This is a genomic window from Stenotrophomonas maltophilia group sp. LNF247, from assembly GCF_054083135.1.
The window spans coordinates 1-23795 of sequence record NZ_JBSRQL010000021.1; the positions used below are offsets into that span (position 1 = coordinate 1).

26 protein-coding genes are annotated in these 23795 nt (G+C 66.3%); 19 read left to right on the plus strand and 7 right to left on the minus strand.

The features are described 5' to 3' along the window. Positions 1 to 41: 41 nt before the first annotated feature. On the minus strand, positions 42 to 917 hold the full coding sequence (gene ygfZ, locus ACTXG9_RS17250; protein ID WP_021202021.1) for a CAF17-like 4Fe-4S cluster assembly/insertion protein YgfZ: 876 nt from the start codon (positions 915 to 917) through the stop codon (positions 42 to 44). A 39-nt stretch (positions 918 to 956) separates the two neighbouring features. Here ygfZ and ACTXG9_RS17255 point away from each other — a divergent pair, with 39 nt between their 5' ends. The 10 genes from ACTXG9_RS17255 to ACTXG9_RS17300 all read left to right on the plus strand — a co-directional run bounded on the left by ACTXG9_RS17255 (position 957) and on the right by ACTXG9_RS17300 (position 7989). After that, positions 957 to 1127 carry a DUF1674 domain-containing protein gene (locus ACTXG9_RS17255; RefSeq protein ID WP_074901279.1) on the plus strand — a complete coding sequence of 57 codons (171 nt, stop codon included), beginning with the start codon at positions 957 to 959 and terminating at the stop codon, positions 1125 to 1127. Between the two features lie 56 nt (positions 1128 to 1183). Then, positions 1184 to 1576 carry a succinate dehydrogenase, cytochrome b556 subunit gene (gene sdhC / locus ACTXG9_RS17260; RefSeq protein ID WP_005416132.1) on the plus strand — a complete coding sequence of 131 codons (393 nt, stop codon included), beginning with the start codon at positions 1184 to 1186 and terminating at the stop codon, positions 1574 to 1576. Further along, positions 1573 to 1959 (plus strand): succinate dehydrogenase, hydrophobic membrane anchor protein, encoded by a 387-nt coding sequence (gene sdhD, locus ACTXG9_RS17265; RefSeq protein ID WP_005409077.1) that lies wholly within the window; start codon positions 1573 to 1575, stop codon positions 1957 to 1959. Before sdhC ends, sdhD begins: the two co-directional genes overlap by 4 nt. A 31-nt stretch (positions 1960 to 1990) precedes the next feature. After that, a complete protein-coding gene (gene sdhA, locus ACTXG9_RS17270) occupies positions 1991 to 3781 on the plus strand; it encodes a succinate dehydrogenase flavoprotein subunit (RefSeq protein ID WP_014036803.1) in 1791 nt (596 codons plus the stop codon). Positions 3782 to 3847: 66 nt separating this feature from the next. Next, the gene (locus ACTXG9_RS17275) at positions 3848 to 4633 is read left to right on the plus strand and encodes a succinate dehydrogenase iron-sulfur subunit (protein ID WP_005409079.1); all 786 of its coding nucleotides are present in this window, start codon (positions 3848 to 3850) and stop codon (positions 4631 to 4633) included. Positions 4634 to 4731: 98 nt separating this feature from the next. After that, positions 4732 to 4980: an FAD assembly factor SdhE gene (locus tag ACTXG9_RS17280; protein ID WP_019661201.1), complete on the plus strand. Its 249-nt coding sequence runs from the start codon at positions 4732 to 4734 to the stop codon at positions 4978 to 4980. Next, positions 4931 to 5380, plus strand: a complete 450-nt coding sequence (locus tag ACTXG9_RS17285; RefSeq protein ID WP_111098758.1) for a hypothetical protein — start codon at positions 4931 to 4933, stop codon at positions 5378 to 5380. The genes ACTXG9_RS17280 and ACTXG9_RS17285 overlap by 50 nt, the downstream gene beginning before the upstream one ends. A 23-nt stretch (positions 5381 to 5403) precedes the next feature. Continuing rightward, positions 5404 to 6645 carry a lipoprotein-releasing ABC transporter permease subunit gene (locus ACTXG9_RS17290; protein ID WP_019661203.1) on the plus strand — a complete coding sequence of 414 codons (1242 nt, stop codon included), beginning with the start codon at positions 5404 to 5406 and terminating at the stop codon, positions 6643 to 6645. Then, a complete protein-coding gene (lolD, locus tag ACTXG9_RS17295; protein ID WP_019661204.1) occupies positions 6638 to 7351 on the plus strand; it encodes a lipoprotein-releasing ABC transporter ATP-binding protein LolD in 714 nt (237 codons plus the stop codon). Before ACTXG9_RS17290 ends, lolD begins: the two co-directional genes overlap by 8 nt. Before the next feature lie 188 nt (positions 7352 to 7539). Continuing rightward, the gene (locus ACTXG9_RS17300; RefSeq protein ID WP_021202024.1) at positions 7540 to 7989 is read left to right on the plus strand and encodes a DUF6491 family protein; all 450 of its coding nucleotides are present in this window, start codon (positions 7540 to 7542) and stop codon (positions 7987 to 7989) included. A 67-nt stretch (positions 7990 to 8056) separates the two neighbouring features. On the opposite strand, the gene ACTXG9_RS17305 is transcribed toward ACTXG9_RS17300, so the two are convergent. The 3 genes from ACTXG9_RS17305 to ftsY all read right to left on the minus strand — a co-directional run bounded on the left by ACTXG9_RS17305 (position 8057) and on the right by ftsY (position 10831). Then, positions 8057 to 8326 carry an oxidative damage protection protein gene (locus ACTXG9_RS17305; RefSeq protein WP_019661206.1) on the minus strand — a complete coding sequence of 90 codons (270 nt, stop codon included), beginning with the start codon at positions 8324 to 8326 and terminating at the stop codon, positions 8057 to 8059. Between the two features lie 5 nt (positions 8327 to 8331). Next, on the minus strand, positions 8332 to 9456 hold the full coding sequence (gene mutY / locus ACTXG9_RS17310; protein WP_288040104.1) for an A/G-specific adenine glycosylase: 1125 nt from the start codon (positions 9454 to 9456) through the stop codon (positions 8332 to 8334). Positions 9457 to 9550: 94 nt separating this feature from the next. Then, entirely contained in the window at positions 9551 to 10831 is a 1281-nt protein-coding gene (ftsY, locus tag ACTXG9_RS17315) for a signal recognition particle-docking protein FtsY (protein WP_111103658.1), read from the minus strand. A gap of 129 nt (positions 10832 to 10960) precedes the next feature. Here ftsY and ACTXG9_RS17320 point away from each other — a divergent pair, with 129 nt between their 5' ends. Further along, complete coding sequence (locus ACTXG9_RS17320; RefSeq protein WP_021203986.1) at positions 10961 to 11260, plus strand: hypothetical protein; 300 nt, start codon at positions 10961 to 10963, stop codon at positions 11258 to 11260. Positions 11261 to 11437: 177 nt separating this feature from the next. Here the strand turns inward: ACTXG9_RS17320 and htpG are convergent, their stop codons facing one another. Beyond that, positions 11438 to 13330: a molecular chaperone HtpG gene (gene htpG / locus ACTXG9_RS17325; RefSeq protein WP_058980285.1), complete on the minus strand. Its 1893-nt coding sequence runs from the start codon at positions 13328 to 13330 to the stop codon at positions 11438 to 11440. Between the two features lie 648 nt (positions 13331 to 13978). On the opposite strand from htpG, the gene rsmD reads away from it, so the two are divergent. From rsmD to ACTXG9_RS17355, 6 genes are all read left to right on the plus strand, one after another. Then, positions 13979 to 14557, plus strand: coding sequence for a 16S rRNA (guanine(966)-N(2))-methyltransferase RsmD (rsmD, locus tag ACTXG9_RS17330; RefSeq protein ID WP_456115777.1), 579 nt, complete (start codon positions 13979 to 13981; stop codon positions 14555 to 14557). Between the two features lie 26 nt (positions 14558 to 14583). Continuing rightward, on the plus strand, positions 14584 to 15093 hold the full coding sequence (gene coaD, locus ACTXG9_RS17335; RefSeq protein ID WP_005416145.1) for a pantetheine-phosphate adenylyltransferase: 510 nt from the start codon (positions 14584 to 14586) through the stop codon (positions 15091 to 15093). Between the two features lie 60 nt (positions 15094 to 15153). Next, complete coding sequence (locus tag ACTXG9_RS17340; RefSeq protein ID WP_010484374.1) at positions 15154 to 15645, plus strand: hypothetical protein; 492 nt, start codon at positions 15154 to 15156, stop codon at positions 15643 to 15645. Positions 15646 to 15777: 132 nt separating this feature from the next. Beyond that, on the plus strand, positions 15778 to 16059 hold the full coding sequence (locus tag ACTXG9_RS17345; protein ID WP_010484376.1) for a YfhL family 4Fe-4S dicluster ferredoxin: 282 nt from the start codon (positions 15778 to 15780) through the stop codon (positions 16057 to 16059). Next, entirely contained in the window at positions 16056 to 17786 is a 1731-nt protein-coding gene (gene ggt / locus ACTXG9_RS17350; RefSeq protein ID WP_207049292.1) for a gamma-glutamyltransferase, read from the plus strand. The genes ACTXG9_RS17345 and ggt overlap by 4 nt, the downstream gene beginning before the upstream one ends. 119 nt (positions 17787 to 17905) lie before the next feature. Then, positions 17906 to 18793, plus strand: coding sequence for an MBL fold metallo-hydrolase (locus ACTXG9_RS17355; RefSeq protein WP_019661213.1), 888 nt, complete (start codon positions 17906 to 17908; stop codon positions 18791 to 18793). A 40-nt stretch (positions 18794 to 18833) separates the two neighbouring features. On the opposite strand, the gene ACTXG9_RS17360 is transcribed toward ACTXG9_RS17355, so the two are convergent. Together ACTXG9_RS17360 and upp are read right to left on the minus strand one after the other, a co-directional pair. After that, positions 18834 to 19127, minus strand: coding sequence for a PsiF family protein (locus tag ACTXG9_RS17360; protein ID WP_019661214.1), 294 nt, complete (start codon positions 19125 to 19127; stop codon positions 18834 to 18836). A 186-nt stretch (positions 19128 to 19313) separates the two neighbouring features. Next, positions 19314 to 19946 (minus strand): uracil phosphoribosyltransferase, encoded by a 633-nt coding sequence (upp, locus tag ACTXG9_RS17365; RefSeq protein WP_005409099.1) that lies wholly within the window; start codon positions 19944 to 19946, stop codon positions 19314 to 19316. 218 nt (positions 19947 to 20164) lie between these two features. Between upp and ACTXG9_RS17370 the strand changes: the two genes are divergently transcribed. Together ACTXG9_RS17370 and ACTXG9_RS17375 are read left to right on the plus strand one after the other, a co-directional pair. Next, positions 20165 to 22678, plus strand: a complete 2514-nt coding sequence (locus ACTXG9_RS17370) for a TonB-dependent receptor (protein WP_456115780.1) — start codon at positions 20165 to 20167, stop codon at positions 22676 to 22678. A 59-nt stretch (positions 22679 to 22737) separates the two neighbouring features. Further along, positions 22738 to 23793, plus strand: a complete 1056-nt coding sequence (locus tag ACTXG9_RS17375; RefSeq protein ID WP_456115779.1) for a phytase — start codon at positions 22738 to 22740, stop codon at positions 23791 to 23793. Positions 23794 to 23795 lie beyond the last annotated feature (2 nt).

The window sequence follows — 23795 nt, forward strand, 5'->3', positions numbered from 1 at the left end:
TCAGTAGATCCACGCCATGCGTGGATGAGGGCGCGTCAGATTCAGCGCGCCAATCCATCCAGCAGCGGCACGCGCTGCGCAATGGCATCACCCACCTGCAGCTCGGCGTCGCCAGCCTCCAGTGGCAGCACCGCCAGCGCCAGCTCGCCGGCCACGCTGGCGATTGTGCCCAGCGTCGCGCCGTCCTGCTGCACGCCATCGCCGGCCTGTGCGGGTGCCGCGGTATGCAGCAGCTGCACCGCGCGCTTGGCCTTGCCGAGGAAATGGGTGCGGGCGACGATTTCCTGGCCGGGGTAGCAGCCCTTCTTCACGCTGTAGCCATTCAGGCGGTCCAGGCCCAGCTGCTGCGGGGTCCACACTTCGCGCTGGCTCTCTTCCAGCCGTGGCAGGCCGTAGCGCAGGTCGGCCTGGCGCCAGGCCAGGGCAAAAGCAGTCTCATCGGCTTCAGAACTGGCGGCGAACGCTTCGGCGCTGCCGATGCGCAGGGTGCGCGGCAGTGCATCGCTGCCCAGGTCCAGCTCCCAACCCTCATCTGCGGCCTGCGCAATCGCCGCGCCGCTGGCGGCCTCGGGCGCGGTGAAGGCGCCGGCCGCTGCCAGATCGCTGCGTCCCTGCACCTTCACCTTGCGACGGAACACGAAGCGCTGCAGTTGCGACGCAATCGCATCGGCATCGCCGTCGGCCAGCACCAGCATCACGTGATCGTCGGCCAGCCGGAGCAGCTGGAACACCGCCAGAGTGCGGCCCTTGGCACTCAGCCAGGCACTCCACTGCCAGTGCAACAGGGGCAGGGCGGTGACATCGCTGCTGAACTGGGCGTGGGCGAAGGCGGCCGCATCCGGGCCCTGCAGGCTCAGCAGCTGGTGGCCGGGCAGGCGCGGATATCCGACGAAAGCAGGGGGCAGGTTGTCAGGCACGTGAACGAGGTCTAAAATTTGTGCGTTGCGAGACCGAACATGATAGGCCAAACAACCCCCACTCCCGACGACGAAACTGAAGCCCCGCTGGTCCCTGCGGCACCCGTGCCCGTGGAGCAGGAAAAGGCAGAAGAATTCGGCGGCCGCGGCGGACTTGATCCGGTGCGGTATGGCGATTGGGAGAAAAACGGACGCTGCATCGATTTCTGATCAGCATTGAGCCAACGCGGCCGCGTGCCGCCCAGCCGAGACAACGAGCCCAGCGAATGGCGACCAGACAACGCCCACTTTCCCCGCACCTTCAGGTGTATCGCTGGCAGATTCAGATGGCCACCTCGATCCTGCATCGAGCCACCGGCATCTTTCTGTCTGTTGGTGCCCTCATCATCGCTGCCGGCCTGCTGGCCCTGATGATGGGGCCCGAGTCCTGGAACTGCTTCACCGGCCATGCCGGGGCCTGGTATGGCCGCGTGTTCCTGTTCGCGTGGACATGGTCGTTCGCCTATCACCTGTGCAATGGCATCCGCCACGTGGTGCAGGACTTTGCCATCGGCTTCAGCATCCCGGCCTTCATCCGCAGCAGCTGGCTGTCGGTCATCGGCAGCCTGGTGATCACCCTGCTGGTGTGGGCCTATGTGATGTTCGGAGGTGCCGCGTGAGCAAGTTCCGTACTCCGTTGAAGAACGTGCGCGGCCTGGGCTCGGCCAAGACCGGCACCGAGCACTTCGTGCACCAGCGCCTGACCGCCGCCGCACTGGTGGTGCTGGGCATCTGGTTCCTGGTCTTCGTGCTGGGCCTGCTCGGCTCGGACTACGCGACCGCCGCCGCCGCCGTGGCCAAGCCGTGGAACGCGGTGCCGCTGATCGGCCTGCTGATCGCCATGTTCTGGCACGCGCAGCTCGGCATGCAGGTCGTGCTGGAAGACTACATCCACGAATCGCTGCTGGCCCTGGTGCTGCAGACCGCGGTGAAGTTCGTCGCCGTGCTCGGCATGATCGTCAGTGTGTTTGCGGTGGGCCGCATCGCCCTCGGCGTTGCCTGAGCCCAGGCACCTACACAGGAATCCAGATTAGATGTCCGCTTACAAGATCACCGAACACAAGTACGACATGGTCGTGGTCGGCGCCGGCGGTGCCGGCCTGCGCGCCACGTTCGGCCTGGCCGCCAAGGGCCTGCAGACCGTGTGCCTGACCAAGGTCTTCCCGACCCGTTCGCACACCGTTGCCGCCCAGGGCGGTATTTCGGCCGCACTCGGCAACATGGGCGAGGACGACTGGCGCTACCACTTCTTCGACACCATCAAGGGGTCGGACTGGCTGGGTGACCAGGACGCCATCGAGTACATGTGCCGTGAGGCCATCCCGGCCATCATCGAACTTGAACACTACGGCGTGCCGTTCTCGCGCACCGCCGAAGGCAAGATCTACCAGCGTCCGTTCGGTGGCATGACCACCAAGTACGGCGAAGGCCCGGCGGCGCAACGTACCTGCGCGGCGGCCGACCGTACCGGCCACGCGATGCTGCACACCCTGTACCAGCAGTCGCTGAAGCACGATGCGCGCTTCATGATCGAGTACTTCGCGCTCGACCTGATCTTCGACGACGAAGGCGCCTGCCGCGGCGTGCTGGCCCTGGACATGTCCGATGGCACGCTGCACCTGTTCCGCGCCCAGGGCGTGGTGCTGGCCACCGGCGGCTACGGCCGTGCCTACTTCAGCGCCACCTCGGCGCACACCTGCACCGGCGACGGTGGCGGCCTGGCCATGCGTGCCGGCATCGCCATGCAGGACATGGAGTTCGTGCAGTTCCACCCGACCGGCATCTACGGCGCCGGCTGCCTGATCACCGAGGGTGTCCGCGGTGAAGGCGGCATCCTGCGCAACAGCAGCGGCGAGCGCTTCATGGAGCGCTATGCACCGCACTACAAGGATCTGGCCTCGCGCGACGTGGTCAGCCGTTCGATGACCATCGAGATCCGCGAAGGCCGCGGCGTCGGCGAGCACAAGGACCACATCCTGCTCGACCTGACCCACCTCGGCCCGGGCGTGATCGACGAGAAGCTGCCGGGCATCGCCGAGAGCGCCCGCATCTTCGCCGGCGTCGACGTGCACAAGCAGCCGATCCCGGTCATTCCGACCGTGCACTACAACATGGGCGGCATCCCGACCAACTACCACGGTGAAGTGGTGCAGAAGGTCGGCGACAACGACAACGCCGTGGTGCCGGGCCTGTACGCCATCGGCGAAGCGGCCTGCGTCTCCGTGCACGGCGCCAACCGCCTGGGCTCGAACTCGCTGCTCGACCTGGTGGTGTTCGGCCGTGCGGTGGCCAACCGCTGCGCCGAGACCATCAAGCCGGGCGCCGCGCACAAGCCGCTGCCGGCCGATGCCTGCGACAAGGCGCTGGGCCTGCTGGACAAGCTGCGCCACGCCAACGGCGATACCCCGACCTCGGTCATCCGCGACCGCATGCAGCGCACCATGCAGGCCGACGCGGCCGTCTTCCGCACCAGCCAGACGCTGAAGGAAGGCTGCGAGAAGATGGACAAGATCTTCGACTCGTTCCAGGACGTGAAGGTCTCCGACCGCTCGCTGGTCTGGAACTCGGACCTGATCGAGACCTACGAGCTGAACAACCTGCTGCTCAACGCGGTGGCGACGATCAACTCGGCCGAACAGCGCAAGGAAAGCCGTGGTGCGCATGCGCACGAGGACTATCCGGACCGCGACGACGTCAACTGGCAGAAGCACACCCTGGTCAGCGTCGACGAGAAGGGCAAGTGCAGCTTCGACTACCGTCCGGTGCACATGTACACGTTGACCGACGACGTGTCCGTGGTGCCACCGAAGCCGCGCGTGTACTGATCCGACCCCGCCTACCATGCAATCCGCGCCCACGGGCGCGGGCCGCCTGAGCCAACGAGAGCAGCCATGGCCGAGTTTTCACTCCCCAAGAATTCCAAGATCACGAAAGGCAAGCACTTCCCCGTCAAGAACGGCGGCAAGAATGTGCGCACCTTCAAGATCTACCGCTGGAGTCCGGACGACGACAGCAACCCGCGCACCGATACCTATGAGGTCGATCTGGATGCCTGTGGCCCGATGGTCCTGGACGCCCTGATCAAGATCAAGAACGAGATCGACCCGACCCTGACCTTCCGCCGCTCGTGCCGCGAAGGCATCTGTGGTTCGTGCGCGATGAACATCGACGGCACCAACACCCTGGCCTGCACCCGAGCCATCTCGGACTGCGGCAAGAAGGAAGTGCCGATCTACCCGTTGCCGCACATGAACGTGGTCAAGGATCTGGTTCCGGACCTGACCCACTTCTACGCGCAGTACGCCTCGATCAAGCCGTGGATCCGCACCCAGACCCCGGCACCGCCGGACCGCGAGCGCCTGCAGTCGCCGGAAGACCGCAAGAAGCTGGACGGCCTGTACGAGTGCATCCTGTGCGCCTGCTGCTCGACCAGCTGCCCGAGCTACTGGTGGAACGGCGAGCGTTACCTGGGCCCGGCAATCCTGCTGCAGGCCTACCGCTGGATCATCGACTCGCGCGATGAGGACACCGGTGCGCGCCTGGACGATCTGGAAGATCCGTTCAAGCTGTACCGCTGCCACACCATCATGAACTGCGCCCGCACCTGCCCGAAGGGCCTGAACCCGGCGCTGGCCATCGCCGAGATCAAGAAGCTGATGATGGAACGCCGCGCCTGATCAGGCCTGGCTGTACCCGGTAGAGCCACGCCATGCGTGGCTGCACCACCTCAGTAGAGCCACGCCATGCGTGGCTTTGCTGTATCTGGAGAAGCACGATGGAAGAAGACGTTCTGCTGAAGAAGCTGCGCTGGCGCTGCCGCCGCGGCATGCGTGAGCTGGATCAGCTGTTCGAGCGCTATCTCGACCACGAATGGCGCACTGCGCCGACCGAAGAGCGCGAGGTTTTCCTGTTCCTGCTCGACTGCGAGGACGATAAGTTGTGGCGCTGGTTCATGGGCTACGAGGCCTGTCCGCATGCGCACGCGATCCCCCTCATGCAGAAGATCCTCACCCTCAAGCCTTGAGTGGCGCCCTTCGAGGCTGCAGGCCGCCGCTCAGTTGGTGGTGCTGCTGGCCGCACCCTGGCTGTTGCGCGCCTCGGATCTGCCTGCGCGGCTGCTGATGCCCGCGCTGCTGCTGGCCTGGGGCGTCGGCTTGGCCGAACTGGCCTGGCGCCAGCGCAGGCCACGCGTACAGGTGCTTCTTGCGCCGCTTCCCGAACCACTGCAGGTGGCCGGGCAGGACGTTGATACGCCACGGCTGGTGGTGCGTGGCCCATGGCTGTTGTTGCTGTGGTGTGAGGATCGGCGCCGCCGGCGCCTGCTGTTCTGGCCCGATGTGCTCGATTCCGGGCAGCGACGTGAACTGCGACTGGCCGTGGCCGCACGCGGCGTTTCCCGTCGGCCCCGGTCAATGGCACCATAAGCTGAATTGACTGGCGTGCCTGCATGTTCAAACCCATTCCCGTGGCGATCGGCCTGCGCTACCTGCGTGCCAAGCGCCGCAACGGCTTCATCTCCTTCATCTCGATGGCATCGATCCTGGGCATCGCGCTCGGCGTTACGGTGCTGATCACCACCTTGGCCGTCATGAGCGGTTTCCAGAAGGAAATCCGCAGCCGTCTGCTGCAGATGACCGCGCACACCACCATCAGCCGCGACGGCGAACCGATGCCGGACTGGATGCGGGTGGTCGACGTGGCCAGGAAGGACCCGCGTGTGGCCGGCGCCGCACCGTACATCGAGATCCAGTCGATGATCAGCGGCCCGCGCGTGCAGGGCGCGATCATCCAGGGCATCGATCCGGCGCTGGAGCCGAACGTCTCGGTGATCGACAAGAAGATCACCAAGGGCAGCTATGACAGCCTCAAGCCGGGCAGCTTCAACCTGCTGCTGGGCAAGGAGCTGGCGATCTGGCTGGGCGTGGACGTTGGTGACCAGGTGCTGGTGACCTTTGCCGAAGTGCAGGGCACGCCGGCCGGCGCGGTGCCGCGGATGAAACGCTTCACCGTCAGTGGCCTCTTCGAGGCCGGCTACAACGAGGTCGATCGCGGCGTCGGCTTCGCCAACATGCAGGACCTGGAGCGCGTGCTGCGCAGCGACGGTGCCACCGGCGTGCGCCTGAAACTGCACGACATGGACCGCTCGCTGGAGGTGGGCGTGGATCTTGCGCAGAACCTCGGTGGCGCCTACCGCGTAAGCGACTGGACCCAGCAGAATGCCAATCTCTACCACTCACTGCGCATGGAAAAGGTGGTGATGGGCATCCTGCTGTCGCTGATCATCGCCATGGGTGCGTTCAACCTGGTGTCTTCGCAGGTGATGCTGGTGACCGACAAGCAGGCCGACATCGCCATCCTGCGCACCCTCGGCCTGACCCCGGGTGGCGTGATGCAGGTGTTCATGGTGCAGGGTTCGCTGATCGGCATCTTCGGTACGCTGGCTGGCCTGATCGGCGGCATCACCCTGACCCTCAACCTGGAACGCATCCTCGGCGCCATCGAGAGCGTGTTCAACGTCAAGCTGCTGCCGGAGGATGTGTACTACATCACCGGCCTGCCGACCGACATGCAGACGGGCGACGTGGTGGCGATCACCGTGGTCGCGCTGCTGATGAGCTTCCTGGCCACCCTGTATCCCGCCTGGCGGGCAGCACGCACCCAGCCGGCGGAGGCCCTGCGTTATGAATAAGGTCTTCAACCGCGGCGACGAAGTGATCCGTGCCGAAGCACTGGGCAAGACCTACGCTGAAGGGCGCATGCAGACCCCGGTGTTCGATGGGCTGGACCTGACCGTGACCGCCGGCGAAACGGTGGCGATCATCGGTGCCTCCGGCGCCGGCAAGAGCACGCTGTTGCACCTGCTGGGTGGCCTGGACATTCCCACTGCCGGTGAGGTCTATGTGACCGGCCAGCGCATGTCGGCGCTGTCGGACACCGCGCGCGGCCTGCTGCGCAACCAGGCGCTGGGCTTCGTCTACCAGTTCCATCACCTGCTGCCGGAGTTCACCGCGCTGGAAAACGTGATGATGCCGGTGCTGCTGGCTGGCACCGCGGTGGCCGAAGCGAGCAGCCGCGCCACCATGCTGCTGGAAGCGGTCGGCCTCGGCCATCGCCTGGACCACAAGCCGGGCGAGCTGTCCGGCGGCGAGCGGCAGCGTGCTGCGGTGGCGCGGGCACTGGTCAATCACCCGGCCTGCGTGCTGGGCGACGAGCCTACCGGCAACCTGGATGACCGCACGGCGGCAACGGTGTTCGAGCTGATGCTTGAACTCAACCGCGCGCGCCATACCAGCCTGGTGCTGGTGACCCATGACCGCAGCCTGGCGCGTCGCCTGGACCGGGTGCTGGAACTGCGGGAAGGGCGCCTGCACGCACTGGCCCACGCCGACGTCTGAGGCGCTGGGCCCGCTTTGGTGGAAGCCGACCTGGGTCGGCTGCTCCTTCAGGGCAAGCGCCAAGCAAGGTTGGCGTCTACCGTGGTCCGGCCAGCAGCCGCCGACCGGCGGCTGAATGGGCTGCCGGTCGTCGCGCCAGCGTTGCGAGCCCGGGCGCATGATGGCGACAGTTCCCCGAGGAGATCGCCATGAAGACCCCGATCCTGCTGGCCGGCCTCTGCCTCGCCCTGGTCGCCTGCGCGACCACCGGCCGGCTCAGCAGCGCCGAGAAGCTTGACCTTTACCGCGCCCACGCCGGTGCGCCGCAGAGCGACATGCAGTTCTTCGGCACCCTCAATGGCTGGACCGAACTGGGCGACAGCGCACTGGCGGTCTGGACGCGCCCGAGCGAGGCCTACCTGCTGGAGCTGAGAGGCCCCTGCCAGGACCTGCCGTATGCCACCGCCATCGGCCTGACCAGCCAGATGAATCGTGTTTCGGCGCGCTTCGACAAGGTGCTGGTGCGCGACCCTACCGGTGGCCCGCGCATGCCGTGCTTCATCGACAGCATCCGCAAGCTGGATGTGAAGGCGCTGCGCGCGTCCGAGCAGGAGCTGCGACAGGCGCAGGTGCAGGAGCGCGAGGAATCCGGGAAATGAACGGGTAGCGCCGGGCCATGCCCGGCGGATGCCTGGACGCCGGGCATGGCCCGGCGCTACCGGCAGGTCAGGCTTCCGGAACGAAGCCAGCCGGCTTCTCTGCGTCCTTCTCGAACAGGAACTTGACCAGTTCGCCTTCAAGAAACGCACGATGCTCCGGGGTGCGCGGCGACAGCCGGTTCTCGTTGATCAGCATGGTCTGGTGCGCCAGCCATGCGGCCCAGGCCTGCTTGCCGATGTTGTTGAAGATGCGCTGGCCCAGCTCGCCGGGGTAGGGCACGAAGTCCAGGCCCTCGGCATCGCGTTGTTCGTACTGGCAGAAGACGGTTCGGGGCATGGCACTCACTCGTGGTTGCGGGATTTCTTGGAAGTTCGTTTTGGCGTCCTGATCGTGGCGCCGTCGAGCAGTTTGCGGATCGGCGCTGGCAGGCCCAATGCGGGTAGCTCGTCGTTGGCGACCCAGCGCAGCGTGGGTTCTTCCACGCGCAGGCCGCGCACCTTCCGTGACAATATCTGCAGGTGCAGCCTGTAGTGGCTGAAGGTGTGCTGCAGCACCGGCAGTTCCTCTGCATCTTCCAGCGAGCCGTCGACATGTGCGTCGAACCAGTCCTGCAGGTCGCTGCCGGCCTCCGCCTGCGGCAGCGTCCACAGCTGCGCCCAGATGCCGGTGTCCGGCCGCTTCTGCAGCAGCACGCGCTGCTGGGCGTCACGCAGCAGCAGAGCCACGGCTTCGCGCTCGGGCAGGGTCTTGCTGGGCTTGGGCGTGGGCAGTTCAGCGGTGCGGCCTTCGCGGCGTGCCACGCACGTGTCCTGCAGCGGGCAGATGACGCAGGCGGGCTTGGCCCGGCTGCATACGGACGCGCCCAGGTCCATTTGTGCCTGGGTGTAATCGGCCATGCGACCGGCCGGCACCTTCGCCACGTGTGCCTCGGCGATCGCCCATAGCTGCTTTTCGATGACTGGCAGGCCGGGGAAGCCGTCGATGCCGTGATAGCGGCTGAGCACGCGCTTGACGTTGCCGTCAAGGATCGCGAACGGGTCGTTCCAGGCCTGGCTGAGGATCGCGCCAGCGGTGCTGCGGCCAATGCCGGGCAGGGCATGCAATGCATCGAAATCGCGCGGCAGGTCGCCGCCGTGCAGTTCCACGCAGCGCTTTGCAGCGGCATGCAGGTTACGCGCACGGGCGTAGTAGCCAAGCCCTGCCCACTGCGCCATCACCGCGTCATTGCTGGCGGTGGCGAGGTCGGGCAGGGTCGGGAAGTGCTGCAGGAACCGCAGGAAGTACGGGATGACCGTGGTCACCTGGGTCTGCTGCAGCATGATCTCCGACAACCAGACCCTGTAAGGGCTGCGCGGGTGCTGCCAGGGCAGGTCGTGGCGGCCGTGGTCGTCGAACCAGTGCAGCAGGCGAGCGATGAAGTCGTCTTGCTGGGGGCTGTCGGCGCTGGCGTGCGGCTGGCGGGGCATGGGTGTTCCGGGGAAGGCAGCCACCCGTAGGGTGGCTCTACTGGATTGCGGTTGCGGTGCAGTAGAGCCACGCCATGCGTGGCTGCACGGTGTATCAGGCGCCCAGCGCTTCGGGCAGCAGGGCGTCGACGAAGGCTTCCGGGTCGAACACGCGCAGGTCTTCCGGGCGCTCGCCGATGCCGGCAAAGCGGATCGGGATGCCGAACTCGCGGGCCAGTGCGAACACCACGCCGCCCTTGGCAGTGCCGTCCAGCTTGGTCACCACCAGGCCGGTCACGTTCACCGCAGCATTGAACTGGCGCAGCTGCGACAGCGCGTTCTGGCCGGTGGTGCCATCGATCACCATCAGCACTTCGTGCGGGGCGGTGGGGTCGATCTTGCCGAGCACGCGGCGGATCTTGCCCAGCTCGTTCATCAGGCCGGACTGGGTATGCAGGCGGCCAGCGGTATCGGCGATCAGCACCGAGGTGCCGCGGGCCTTGCCGGCCTGCAGCGCGTCGAACGCCACCGACGCGGCATCGGCGTTCTGCCCCTGCGCGACCACGGCCACGCCATTGCGCTCGCCCCAGGCCTGCAACTGGGCCACGGCGGCGGCGCGGAAGGTGTCACCGGCGGCCAGCATCAGGCTGTGGCCCTCGTCCTTGAAGCGCTTGGCCAGCTTGCCGATGGTGGTGGTCTTGCCGACACCATTGACGCCGACGGTGAGCACCACGAAGGGCTTGGCGTTGCGGTCGATCACCAGCGGCTTGGCGACCGGTTGCAGGATCGCGATCAGCTCGGCGCGCAGCGCGGCCAGCAGCGCATTGGCATCAGCGAACTCGCGCGACTTCATGCGCTTGCGCAGGCCCTCGACCAGATCGGTAGTGGCACCCACGCCGACGTCGGCAGTGATCAGTGCGGTTTCCAGTTCGTCCAGCAGGTCGTCGTCGAGCTTGGGATTGCGCGAGAACAGGCCACCGAAGCTGCGCGCGATGACGCTGTTGCGCAGGCGCTCGCGCCAGCCGGGCTTGCCGGCCGGGGCTGGCGGGGCATCCACCAGAGCTGGCAGGTCGGCGGCCGGGGCGGTTGGTTCCTCGACCGGAATGACCGGAGCCAGAGGGGCCAGCACGGCGGCCGCAGCCAGCACTTCGGCCTGGACGTCCTCCGGCGCGGTGACCGGCTGCGCAGCCGGTACGGCAGGCCATTCGGCGACGGGCGCCGGTTCCGGTACAGGTGCCGGTGCTGCGGCTTCGACTACCGGGATCGTGGCGGCGTCTTCGGCCGGGGCGGCTGACGGGAACGCCGCCGCCAGCTCTTCAGCCGAGTAGTGCTGGGTCTTGGGTGCCTCCGTGGCGGGGGCATCCTGGGGCTTCTTGCGGCGGAAAAAACTGAGCATTGGCAAAAGGCGCTGAAATCAGGGGGATATGCTACCACTCGGGCCTGTCGGGCTGATGTGGACTCAAGGTCGCGGCCCGCCGGCCGTTAACCGGTCCGAAGGGCTGCGCAGCGCGGCCCGGAGACCGCCATGAACGACGTGATGGGAATCGCTCTCGGCGGGATGCGCGCGGCCCACCAGGGCGTGCAGGTGGCCGCGCACAACGTGGCCAACCTGGCGACTCCTGATGCCCGACGCCTGCAACTGCTGCGCAGTGAGGCGGAGCAGGGCGGGGTGCAGGCCGCGATGACCCCTGCCGACGCCGATGCTGGCGCGCCATTGGGGGACCTGCTGGCGGCGAAAGCCGAGGTGGTGGCCTTCGCCGCCAATGCCACGGTGATACGGCGCCAGGACCAGATGCTGGGTTCGCTGCTGGATCGGGAGGTCTGAGCCGCCCGGCTTTGGTGGGTGTCAACCTGGGTTGACACGCTCGCCCCCCTGAGTAGGTGCCAACCTTGGTTGGCACGCTTTTGGGGCGCCAACCAAGGTTGGCCTCTGCTGCAGTGCCAACCAAGGTTGGCACCAACCAGAGCATCGCCGGGCCATGCCCGGCGACCACCGCCTCGATCAGGCCGACAACTCCAGCAGCAGCTTGTTCAGGCGCGCCACATAGGCGCCGGGGTCCTTCAGGCTGTCACCGGCGGCCAGTGCGGCCTGGTCGAACAGTACCCGGCCGAGATCATCGAAGCGTGCGCCGTCGGCTTCTGCATCCAGCTTGGCGATCAGCGGATGGCCCGGATTGATCTCCAGCACCGGCTTGCTGTCCGGCACCTTCTGCCCGCTGGCTTCGAGGATCTGGCGCATCTGCAGGCCCAGGTCCTGCTCGCCGATGGCCAGCACCGCCGGCGAATCGGTCAGGCGGTGCGAGACGCGGACGTCGGCCACGTCATCGCCCAGTACCGTCTTCAGGCGCTCGACCAGGCCCTGCTTGTCCTTGGCCGCCGCTTCCTGTTCCTGCTTGTCCGCTTCGGTTTCCAGCGCGCCCAGGTCGAGGTCGCCGCGGGCGATGTCGACGAAGCCCTTGCCGTCGAAATCGGTCAGGTAGCCCATCAGCCACTCGTCGATGCGGTCGGTCAGCAGCAGCACTTCCACGCCCTTCTTGCGGAACACTTCCAGGTGCGGACTGTTGCGCACCTGGCTGTAGCTCTCGCCGGTGAGGTAGTAGATCTTGTCCTGGCCTTCGCTCATGCGGCCGAGGTAATCGGCCAGCGACACAGTCTGTGCATCGCCGTCGCCACGAGTGGAGGCGAAGCGCAGCAGCCCGGCCACCTTCTCACGATTGTTGTAGTCCTCGGCCGGGCCTTCCTTCAGCACCTGGCCGAATTCCTTCCAGAACGTGGCGTACTGCTCCGGCTTGTCGGTGGCCAGCTTTTCCAGCATGTCCAGCGAACGCTTGGTCAGCGCGGCCTTCATCGAATCGATGACCGGGCCGGACTGCAGGATCTCGCGCGAGACGTTCAGCGAAAGGTCGTTGGAATCGACCACGCCCTTGATGAAGCGCAGGTACAGCGGCAGGAACTGCTCGGCCTGGTCCATCACGAACACGCGCTGCACATACAGCTTCAGGCCCTTGGGCGCATCACGGTGATACAGGTCGAACGGCGCGCGGCCAGGCACGTACAGCAGCGAGGTGTACTCCAGCTTGCCTTCGACCTTGTTGTGGCTCCACGCCAGCGGATCGCTGTGATCGTGTGCAACGTGCTTGTAGAACTCGGTGTACTCGGCGTCGCTGATCTCGGTGCGCGGACGGGTCCACAGCGCGCTGGCACGGTTGACGGTTTCCCATTCGGCCGCGGCGCCTTCTTCGCCACCTTCCTTCGGCATCTGGATCGGCAGGCCGATATGGTCCGAGTACTTCTTGAGGATGCTGCGCAGGCGCCAGCCATCGGCGAAGCCGTGCTCGCCGTCCTTGAGGTGCAGCACGATGCGGGTACCGCGCTCGGCCTTGTCGACGGTGGCCACTTGGAAATCGCCTTCGCCGCGCGAGGTCCAGCGCACGCCTTCGCCTGCGGCCAGGCCGGCGCGGCGCGAGGTCACTTCCACTTCGTCGGCAACGATGAAGGCGCTGTAGAAGCCGACGCCGAACTGGCCGATCAGCTGCGAATCCTTCTTCTGGTCGCCGGACAGCTGGCGCAGGAAGTCGCCGGTGCCGGACTTGGCAATCGTGCCCAGGTGGGCGATGGCTTCGGCGCGGCTCATGCCAATGCCGTTGTCGTCGATGGTGATGGTGTGGGCGGAGGGATCGAAGCTGACGCGCACGCGCAGTTCGCTGTCGCCTTCCAGCAGCGCCGGCTGGGTCAGGGCCTCGAAGCGCAGCTTGTCGGCGGCGTCGGCGGCGTTGGAGACCAGCTCGCGGAGGAAGATTTCCTTGTTGGAGTACAGCGAGTGGATCATCAGCTGCAGCAGCTGCTTGACTTCGGTCTGGAAGCCAAGGGTTTCGGTCTGGATGGTGTCGGTCATCGATAGGGCTCCATGTGCAATGCCGCGCCAGCGCGTGCGGCCTCGCCAATGGGTATGGCTGATTGTCCCGAAATCAAGGGGTTGGTCGGCCGGGCTGCGCCCGGCACCCGCCCAGTGCAACTGCAACTGCCAAAGCCAGAGCCAGAGCGGCATTCCGTGGGATGGCGGGGCACTGTGGGTTCGCGGGGACGGCGCAAGTACGTCCATGTAGCCTTGGTCGCCGCATCCATGCGGCTCACACCCCGCGAACCCACAGTGCCCCGCCTCTGACAGGTTCACGCGGCTGTTGGTAGGTGTCGACCTTGGTCGACACATCTGTCAGATATCGAAATAAAACTTGGGTCAGATCCGTTTTCCGCAGGAAAACGGATCTGACCCCAAGAGTCGTTCCGACAGCTCGCAGGAAACTGTCGAAGGCGGGGTGGGTCAGGTTGTGGGGGTGTCCGCGGCATGGATGCCGCGGCCAAGCCCCCATGGACGGGTTTACGGCGTCCCCCACAGCCTGACCTACCCCGCCTACCCCCAGGGAACCAGCTTTTGCCGTTGCTCTGGCTGTCGCTTCGGCCTCTGCGGGTGCCGGCCGCGGGCCGGCCGAACTACAATCCCACTCATGCTGAAATTCTTGAATACCTCCCGCCGGGGGCGCCGGTGAGCGGCCGTGGGGGCAATGACGGTCAGGTCCGCATCATCGGCGGGCGCTGGCGCAATACCCGCCTGCCGGTGCCGACCCTGCCAGGGCTTCGGCCCAGCAGCGACCGCGTGCGCGAGACCCTTTTCAACTGGTTGATGCCCAGACTGGGCGGCGCGCGGGTGCTGGACCTGTTCGCCGGCAGTGGCGCGTTGGGCCTGGAGGCGGTCTCGCGCGGCGCTGCTCACGCCACCCTGGTCGAGCGTGATGCTCAGCTGGGGCGCAACCTGACCGCCGCCGTGACCAGGCTGCAGGCCAGCGACCAGATCACCGTGGTGCAGGCCGATGCCCTGCGCTGGCTGCAAGGGGCGCAGGCGCAGCAGGCCGATCTGGTCTTCATCGACCCGCCGTTCGCCGATGGCCTGTGGCAGGACGTGCTGGCCCAGCTGCCGCGGCACCTGGCCGCCGATGCCTGGCTGTACCTGGAATCGCCGGCCGGCCACGTGCCGGTGCTGCCGCCGGACTGGCTGCTGCACCGCGAGGGCGGCACCCGCGAGGTGCGCTTTGCCCTGTACCGCCGCGCCACTGCTACACTTTGACCTCATCTGAACATCTGCACCCGCCCATGACCGTGGCCAACCGCCGCATTGCCGTGTATCCCGGCACATTCGATCCGATCACCAACGGTCATATCGACCTGGTCAGCCGGGCCGCGCCGCTGTTCGAAAAAGTCGTGGTCGGCGTGGCGCAGAGCCCGTCCAAGGGCCCGGCGCTGCCGCTGGAGCAGCGCGTGCAGCTGGCACGCGGCGCCCTGGCCCATCACGGCAATGTCGAGGTCATCGGCTTCGATACCCTGCTGGCGCATTTCGTACGTTCGGTGCAGGGCGGGGTGCTGCTGCGCGGCCTGCGCGCGGTGTCCGACTTCGAATACGAATTCCAGATGGCCAGCATGAACCGCCACCTGATCCCCGAGGTCGAGACCCTGTTCCTGACCCCGGCCGAGCAGCACAGCTTCATTTCGTCCTCGCTGGTCCGCGAGATCGCCCGCCTGGGTGGCGACGTGTCCGGCTTCGTGCCGGCCGCGGTGCTCGAAGCCCTGCGCAAGGTCCGCGAAGCGAAGGCGGCACAGTCGTAAGCCCCGCTGTACCCGCACCCCATTACGTACACCACCACGCACCATTCCGGGAGGAAACCCATGAACACCACCATGCGCGCGATGCTGATCGCTTCGTTGGCCCTGGCCTTCACCGCCTGCAAGAAGGAAGAGGCCGCTCCTGTCGACGAGGCCAAGCAGGCCCTGGTCGCGCCGTCCAAGGATGACGATGCCGGCTGGAAGAAGTACCTGCAGGAAGTGGCCATCCAGAACATGGGCAACATCAGCAACAGCCCGTTCCTGTACTACCTCTCGCCGGAATCGGACCCGGACTTCCAGGCCAAGTACGAGCGCCAGACCGAGAGCGCGACCCAGGCGGTGGCCCGTGGCGTGCAGCCGGGCAACATGCTGGCCTTCGGTTCGTCGGCCTCGGGCAAGATGGCTGACATGATCCAGGCTGTGTTCAAGGACGTGGCGCCGGATTCGATGAAGGGCGTGCGCGTCGTCTTCATCGGCCAGTCGGCCGACAACGCCCGCGTGCAGGCGGCGGTCCAGCCGACCGGCGCCGAGTACATTTTCGTCGAAGCCAAGTAATACCGAGCCATGGCGGCCATGCTCCGGCATGGCCCGGGCGGCACCCCGCAAGGGTGCCGCTGATGACCTGACCGGCCCGCGCGCCCGCGCTGGCCGGTCCTTTGTCCCAAGGCGCGGGCGAGGAGTATCGCCATGTCGCTGAAAATCAACGAGCTCTGCGTCAACTGCGACGTCTGCGAGCCGGCCTGCCCGAACCAGGCCATTTCGATGGGTGAAACCATCTACGTGATCGACCCTGCGCGCTGTACCGAATGCGTCGGTCATTTTGACGAGCCACAGTGCGTGGTCGTCTGCCCGGTCGAGTGCATCGACCCGGACCCGGAGATCGTGGAAACGGAAGACCAGCTGCTGGCCAAGCTGCGCCAGCTGCAGCACGATCACCCCGAACTCTACGCGGAGCCCCCATCCGAATGAAGACGCTGATCGTCCGCCCCCTGTTGCTGCTCGGCCTGCTGCTGAGCCCGATTGCCTGGGCCGGCAGCCCGGTCCGTGCCGAGCGCCCTGATGGCGCCGCCATTGCCAGCGGCCATGCGCTGGCCACCCAGGCCGGTATCGACATCCTGGCCCAGGGCGGCAACGCCTTCGACGCAGCAGTGGCGGTGTCGTCCACGCTGGCGGTGGTCGAGCCGATCAGTTCCGGTCTGGGCGGTGGCGGCTTCTTCCTGCTGCACGATGCGGCCACCGGAAAGGACGTGATGCTGGACGCGCGCGAGACCGCGCCGGCCGCCGCGACCCCGCAGGCCTTCCTCGACAAGCAGGGCAACCTGGACCGTGACCGCTCGGTCAACGGCGCCTGGTCGGCCGGCATCCCGGGCCTGCCTGCAGCGCTGGTCGAACTGTCGGCCAAGCACGGCAGGCTGCCGTTGTCGGCCTCGCTGCAGCCGGCCATCCGCATCGCGCGCGAAGGCTTCCCGGTGTACGAGCGCATGGCCAAGGGCTACGCCTCGCGCCGTGAAGTGATGGAGCGCTATCCCGGCACGCGCGAGGTCTACCTGCGCAACGGCACGCCGATCGCTACCGGAGACCTGTTCAAGCAGCCGGAACTGGCGCAGACGCTGGAGCGGCTGGCTGCGGGTGGCTTCGATGGCTTCTACAAGGGCCAGACCGGAAAGCTGTTGCTGGCCGGCGTGAAGCAGGCTGGCGGCAACTGGACCGCTGAAGAGCTGGCCGGTTATCGCGTGAAGCAGCGCGAACCGATCGTGTTCAACTACAACGGCTGGAAGATCACCACCGCGCCGCCGCCGTCATCCGGTGGCATCGCGCTGGCCAGCATGCTGCAGATCCTGGAAGGCTGGGACATCAGGAAGATGGACCCGGCGCACCGCACCCACCTGGTGGTGGAATCGATGCGCCGTGCCTACCGCGACCGTACCTTCTTCCTCGGCGATCCGGACTTCGTGCAGATCCCGCAGAAGGTGCTGACCAGCAAGGACTACGCGCAGGGCCTGCGCGCGACCATCCATCCGGAGAAGGCCACGCCCAGCGACCTGCTGTCGGGCAACCCGACGCCACTGGAAGATGACGAGACCACGCACTTCTCGATCATCGACCGTGACGGCAACCGCGTCGGCGCCACCCAGACCGTCAACCTGCTGTACGGCTCGGGCCTGATTCCGAAGGGCACCGGCGTGCTGCTGAACAACGAGATGGACGACTTCGCGCTGAAACCAGGCACGCCCAATGCATTCGGCGTGATGGGCTACGAGGCCAATGCGCCGAAGCCGGGCAAGCGCATGCTCAGCTCGATGACGCCGACCTTCATGGAAAACAGCGACAAGGTGATCGTGCTGGGCACCCCGGGTGGCAGCCGCATCATCACCATGGTGCTGCTGGGCATCCTCGGCTACGACGCCGGCCTGGACGCGCAGCAGGTTGCTGCGCTGCCGCGCTATCACCACCAGTGGCTGCCGGACCTGATCGAAGCTGAGGACGATGCACTCGACGCGGCGACGGTGAAGCAGCTGCAGGCGATGGGCCACAAGATCGACCTGCCGGGCAATGTCGCCGCAGGCGGCCGCGGTTCCAGCCACGTGTGGGGCAACCTGCAGACCGTGGAATGGGACCGCAAGGCGAACCGACTGTTCGGCGGCAGCGACCCGCGCAATCCGGTGGGCAGTGCCCAGGTCGTGCCGGCCCATTGACGTGGGAGTGCCGGCCACTGGCCGGCACTTCGGCGGATATCGAAACCCCGTCTTCGGCGGCGGGGTTTTCCGTTTACTTTCTAGCGATTATTTAACGGTTCGGCGCCGATAATCGACACATGAAACTCTGGTCTATTCGTGGAAACTCGCAACGCCTTGATGGCGGCGCGATGTTCGGCAACGCGCCGCGCGCGTTGTGGGAAAAATGGGCGGCACCGGACGAGCTCAATCGCATCGAGCTGGCCTGCCGCGCGCTGCTTGCCAGTCCGCTGGAAGGCAAGACCGTGCTGTTTGAAACCGGTATCGGAGCGTTCTTCGATCCGCGCATGCGCGAGCGCTACGGCGTGCAGGAAAGCCAGCACGTGCTGATCGATTCGTTGCGCGAAGCCGGCTTCGAGCACGAGGACATCGACGTGGTGGTGCTCAGCCACCTGCATTTCGATCATGCTGGCGGCCTGCTGGCGGCATGGAGCGAAGGGCGCGAGCCCGAGCTGCTGTTCCCCAACGCAACCTATGTGGTCGGTGCGCAGCACTGGCAGCGCGCCGTGCAGCCACACCCGCGCGATCGGGCCAGTTTCATTCCTGAGCTGCCCGGCCTGCTGCAGGCCAGTGGCCGCCTGGAAGTGGTGGAGGGGGAGTACTCGAAGGCACTTGGCCGCAGCGTGCGCTTCAGCTACAGCGACGGGCATACGCCGGGGCTGATGCTGGCCGAGATCGTTGGTCATGCGCATGCCGGTGAAGATGCGCACGGTGGCGTGGTGTTCTGTGCCGACCTGATTCCGGGGCGCTCATGGGTACACGTGCCGATCACCATGGGCTACGACCGCAACGCCGAGCTGCTGATCGACGAGAAGCGGCAGTTCCTTGAAGACAAGCTGGCGCGCAACGTGCGGCTGTTCTTCACCCACGACCCGCAGGTGGCGCTGGCGCAGCTGGGCCGTGATGACAAGGGACGTTTCGTGACCCTGCACGAACAGGGCGAGCTGAAGGCGCGCGCCCTGGGGTAACGGCAGAGCCGAGCGTGGGCTCGGCTCTACATCACTCTCGTTACGACGCCTTCAGGCAGCTGCTCATGAAGGTCTTGCGCGCATCGCCTGCCAGCTTCTTCGCACCCGCGTCGGCATTGCACTTGCGCATGCGTTCCTGCTGTGGATTGACCGCCTTGGTTTCCGCGGCGTGGCCGCTGAGGCAGGAACTCTGCGCGGTCTTGTAGGCATCACCCTTCAGCCCCTTGTTCTTGGCCGAACATTCGGCCATGCGCTGCTGCTGCGGGGTGGTGGCGTTGGCAGCCAGGGGCAGGCCAACCAGCAGGACGGCGGCCAGCAGGAAAGCGGCTTTCATCGGAATGCTCCAAGCGGTGGCGGGTGCGCGGAGCATTCGCTTCCGACCGGTAAGGCCACGTGAAGGATCACGCGTCGGCCACGCCCGCGTCCACGGGCGTTCACGTGCCGCGGCGAAGCGCGCCCGCGAGTGGTTGGCGGATCAGAGCCCTCTCCTGCGGAGAGGGACCCGACCCGTTCACCGGGATTACCCGACGCGGGTTCCGAAGATGCGGTCGCCGGCGTCGCCCAGGCCCGGCAGGATGTAGCCCTTGTCGTTGAGCTGGGCATCAATGGCCGCGGTGTAGATCTCCACGTCCGGATGCACGGCCTTGACTGCTTCGATGCCTTCGGGCGCGGCCACCAGGAAGATGCCCTTGATGCGACGGGCGCCGGCGCGCTTGAGCATGTCGATGGTGGCGATCAGCGTGCCGCCGGTGGCCAGCATCGGGTCGAGGATCAGTGCGTCGCGCTCTTCCAGGCGGCCGGTCAGGCGCTCGAAGTAGGGCACCGGCTGCAGGGTTTCCTCATCGCGCTGCAGGCCCACCACGCTGACACGGGCGGCCGGGATCAGCGACAGCACGCCGCTGAGCATGCCCAGGCCGGCACGCAGGATCGGCACCACGGTGATCTTGGCGCCGGCAATGCGCTGAACCGTCACCGGGCCGGCCCAGCCAGGCAGGGTGTGCGGCTCGGTGTCCAGGTCGGCGGTGGCCTCGTAGGCCAGCAGGGTACCCAGCTCGTTGGCCAGTTCGCGGAAATCCTTGGTGCTGAGCGCGGCATTGCGCATCAGGCCGATCTTGTGCTGCACCAGCGGGTGGCGCACTTCGACGATCTTCATGGTCGGGAAGGGTGAAAGGAGAGAGAGGAGGCCATTTTGCCGGATTGGCGTGTCGAATCCCAAACCGGCCCCGGAGCGGCGTGACCGGAAATGTGCAGGTGCATGTCATGGCCATGCAACCTTGCGGACATATCGTGCAGACCCATTCTTAACAGGAATGGGGATTCCCAGTGCATATCAAGACTCCGTTGGCCGTTGCCATCACCCTGACCCTGGCAATGGGGGCCGCAGCACCGCTGCAGGCGGCCGGGCAGCAGGCGGTAGCCGCCACCGGCGCCGTGGCCGCCGACGCGGTCGACCTGGACCGCATCGAAGTACGCGCCCAGCTCGAGTCGCAGATCCGCGCAGTCGATCTCAAGCGCAGCAGCGACGCCATCGAGGATGCAGTGTCCTCCGACGCACTGGGCCAGTACCCGGACAAGAACGTGGCCGAGTCGCTGCAGCGCCTGCCGGGCATCAGCGTGACCCGCGACCAGGGCGAGGGCCGCTTCGTGGTCATCCGCGGCCTGGATGCCAATCTCAACAGCGTCAGCGTGGATGGCATCGCCGTCGGCACGCCGGAAGATTCCAGCCGCGCCGCGCCGCTGGACGTTATCCCGTCCGACTCCACCGAACGCCTGCGCGTGGTCAAGTCGCCGACCCCGGACATGCCCGGTGATGCCATCGGCGGCGCCGTACTGGTGGAATCAGCCTCGGCCTTCGACCGCGACGGTCGCAGCCTGCGTGGCAAGATCGAAGGCAGCCACCAGCAGTTATCCGGCGAGACCAGCCCCAAGGCCGCCTTCAACTACAGCGAAGTGTTCAACGACACCTTCGGCGTGGCCCTGGGCGTGAACTACCAGAAGCGGAAGTTCGAGTCGGACAACACCGAAGTGGAGTACGACGGCGAGGATGACGCCGCACCTGGCGACGTCACCGCGATCAACCTGCAGCACCGCAAGTACGAGATCGAGCGCAAGCGCATCGGCGCCAACCTCAACCTCGACTGGCGGCCGAACGAAAACAGCAAGTACTACCTGCGCACGCTGTACAGTCAGTTCGATGATGCGGAGACCCGTCAGCGCGTGATCTTCAACTTCGATGACGGGAAGATGGTCAAGACTGGCACCGACCAGTACCGCCTGGACGGCATGCCGAAGGATTCCATCGACAAGCGCATGCGCTATCGCACCAAGAAGGAAAACACCTTCGCGGCCAGCCTGGGCGGCGAGAACAAGTTGACCAATGCCGTGGTCGATTACCGGATCGGCTACACCCGTACCGAAGAGCGGGTAAATGACGAGATGGAGGCGCGCTTCAAGCTCAACGGAAAGGCCTTCAACGGCACGCTGGACCAGCGCAGCCGCCTGCCCAGCTACAGCTTCGACAATCCGCAGTGGCTGGACAATGCCAACTACGCGTTCGATCGTTTCGTGATCTCGCCGAAGCAGGTGAATGACAAGGAACACAGCGCGCAGGTCAACGTGCGCTTCGACGGCGACAGCAGCAGCATCAAGTTCGGCCTGCTGGGCCGCTGGCGCGACCGCGATGTGAATGTGGACGAGCGCGAACTGCGTGTCGGCCCGAAGGTGGCGCTGTCGAGCTGGACCACCACCTCGCCGGAACACCGCCACGGCGATATCGGTGACGGCATGGATTCGCCCGCGATGCGTGCCTATTGGGCGGCCAACGGCGGCCAGTACAGCGCCCGCCCGCAGGACGCCGGTGGCAATGCGATGACGTCGCTGGAAGAGGATTACGTGGCAAGCGAGGACATCTTCGCCAGCTATGCCATGGGTACCTGGGACGTGGGCGCACTGCGCATCATCGGCGGTGTTCGCGTGGAAAACACGCAGTTCAAGGCGATCGGCAACCAGGTGGACGTGGCCGCCAACGGCCGCAGCTTCACCGTTGCCCCGCGCGTGGCCAACAGCAGCTACACCAACGTGCTGCCGGGCCTGCACCTGCGCTATGACGCGGCCGATGACTGGGTGCTGCGCGCCTCGGCCAACAAGACCGTTTCGCGCCCGTCGTTCGGCGACGTTTCGCCGCGCGTGGGTTACAGCCGGGGTGACGAGGAAGTGCGCCTGGGCAACCCGGACCTGGACCCGTACGAGTCGAAGAACATCGACCTCTCGGTGGAGAAGTACATCGGCAGCAGTGGCATCGTTTCGCTGGGCCTGTTCCATAAATCGATCGACGGTTACATCGTGGAGACCGTGCGCACCAATGATCCGGCCTACGGCGGATACGACGTGACCCAACCGATCAATGGCCGCAAGGCCACCGTGCGTGGTGCCGAATTCAATTGGCAGCAGCAGCTGGCCTTCCTGCCGGAGGGCCTGGATGGCCTGCTGGTCGGCGCCAGTGGCACCTGGCTGGATACCGAGTTCGATGCCGGCATCAAGGACCGTGCGGGCGAGGACTTCACGCTGCCGCGCGCTTCCAAGCATGTCTACAGCGCACACATCGGCTATGAAAAGTATGGTGTAAGCACGCGCCTGGCGGCCGTGTACCGCAGCGAGTATCTGGACAGCATCGGCAAGGGCCGCGCGTTCGACATCTACGTGGCACCCAACACCCAGCTCGATTTCTCGCTTGACTACAAATTCACCCCGCGCGTGAGCGTGTACTTCGAAGCGCAGAACCTGCTGGACAAGCCATTGGAGCTTTACCAGGGCACCCGTTCGCGCACCCTGCAGATGGAAGAGTACGGCCGCACCTATGCGCTGGGCCTGAAGGTGGCGCTGTGAGGGGGCGTGGCTTCACCGTCCTGGCCGCCGCGCTGGCAGCCGCGCTGGTCGCCGGCTGCATGCCGGCCACCGGCACCGATCCGGTTGCGGGAGTAGCCGCGCCGGCCGCCGGGGGCGAGCGCAAGGTTGCCACCATCGCCGAAGCGTTCCTGTCACCGATGACCCCGGCCGACAACATCGACTCGCCGGCGGCCTGGCGCGCGCCGGACGGCGTACTGTGGCTGATCGCCACCGCCAAGGCCACCGACAAGCTGGTGGTTTACGACGGCAGCACCGGGCAGCACCTGCGTGACGTCGGCAGCAGCGGCACCGCACCGGGGCAGTTCGACCGCCCAAACGGCATCGCGGTGATGGACGACCTGCTGTGGATCGTGGAGCGCGACAATCACCGTGTGCAGGTGCTGAGCCTGCCGGACTTCACGCCGCTGGCGACGTTCGCTGCCGACGACCTGCGCAAGCCGTACGGGCTGTGGGTCGACCGCCGTGCCGATGGCTACAGCGTCTACGTCACCGACTCCTGGGACAACGGCGAGGATGCGCAGGGGCGTGACATCCTGCCGCCGCTGGCCGAGCTGGACAAGCGCGTGCGCCAGTACCACGTGTCCCGCAATGGCGCGAAGGTCGACGCGAAGCTTGTCGCCAGCATCGGTGACACCACCGAGGCCGGTGCGCTGCGCGTGGTCGAGTCGATCTGGGGCGATCCCGAGAACGACCGCCTGCTGATCGCCGAAGAGGACGAGAGCTACGCCAGCGAGTTCAAGGTCTACACCCTGGCGGGCCGCTTCACCGGCACCACCTTCGGCCGCGACGTGTTCAAGGCACAGGCCGAAGGCGTGACCCTGCGCACCTGTGGCAAGGACGGCTGGTGGATCACCACCGAACAGGGCAAGCAGCGCAGCGTGTTCCACCTGTTCGACCGGCACACGCTGAAACCGGTCGGCGCGTTCCAGGGCAATACCGTGGCCAACACCGATGGCATCTGGATGATGCAGCAACCCAGCGCGCGCTTCCCGCATGGTGCGCTGTACGCCGTGCACGACGACCAGGGCGTGGTGGCCTTCGACTGGGAGAGCATCGCCAAGCAGCTGGCGCTACCGCTGGAGTGTGGTGCATGAGC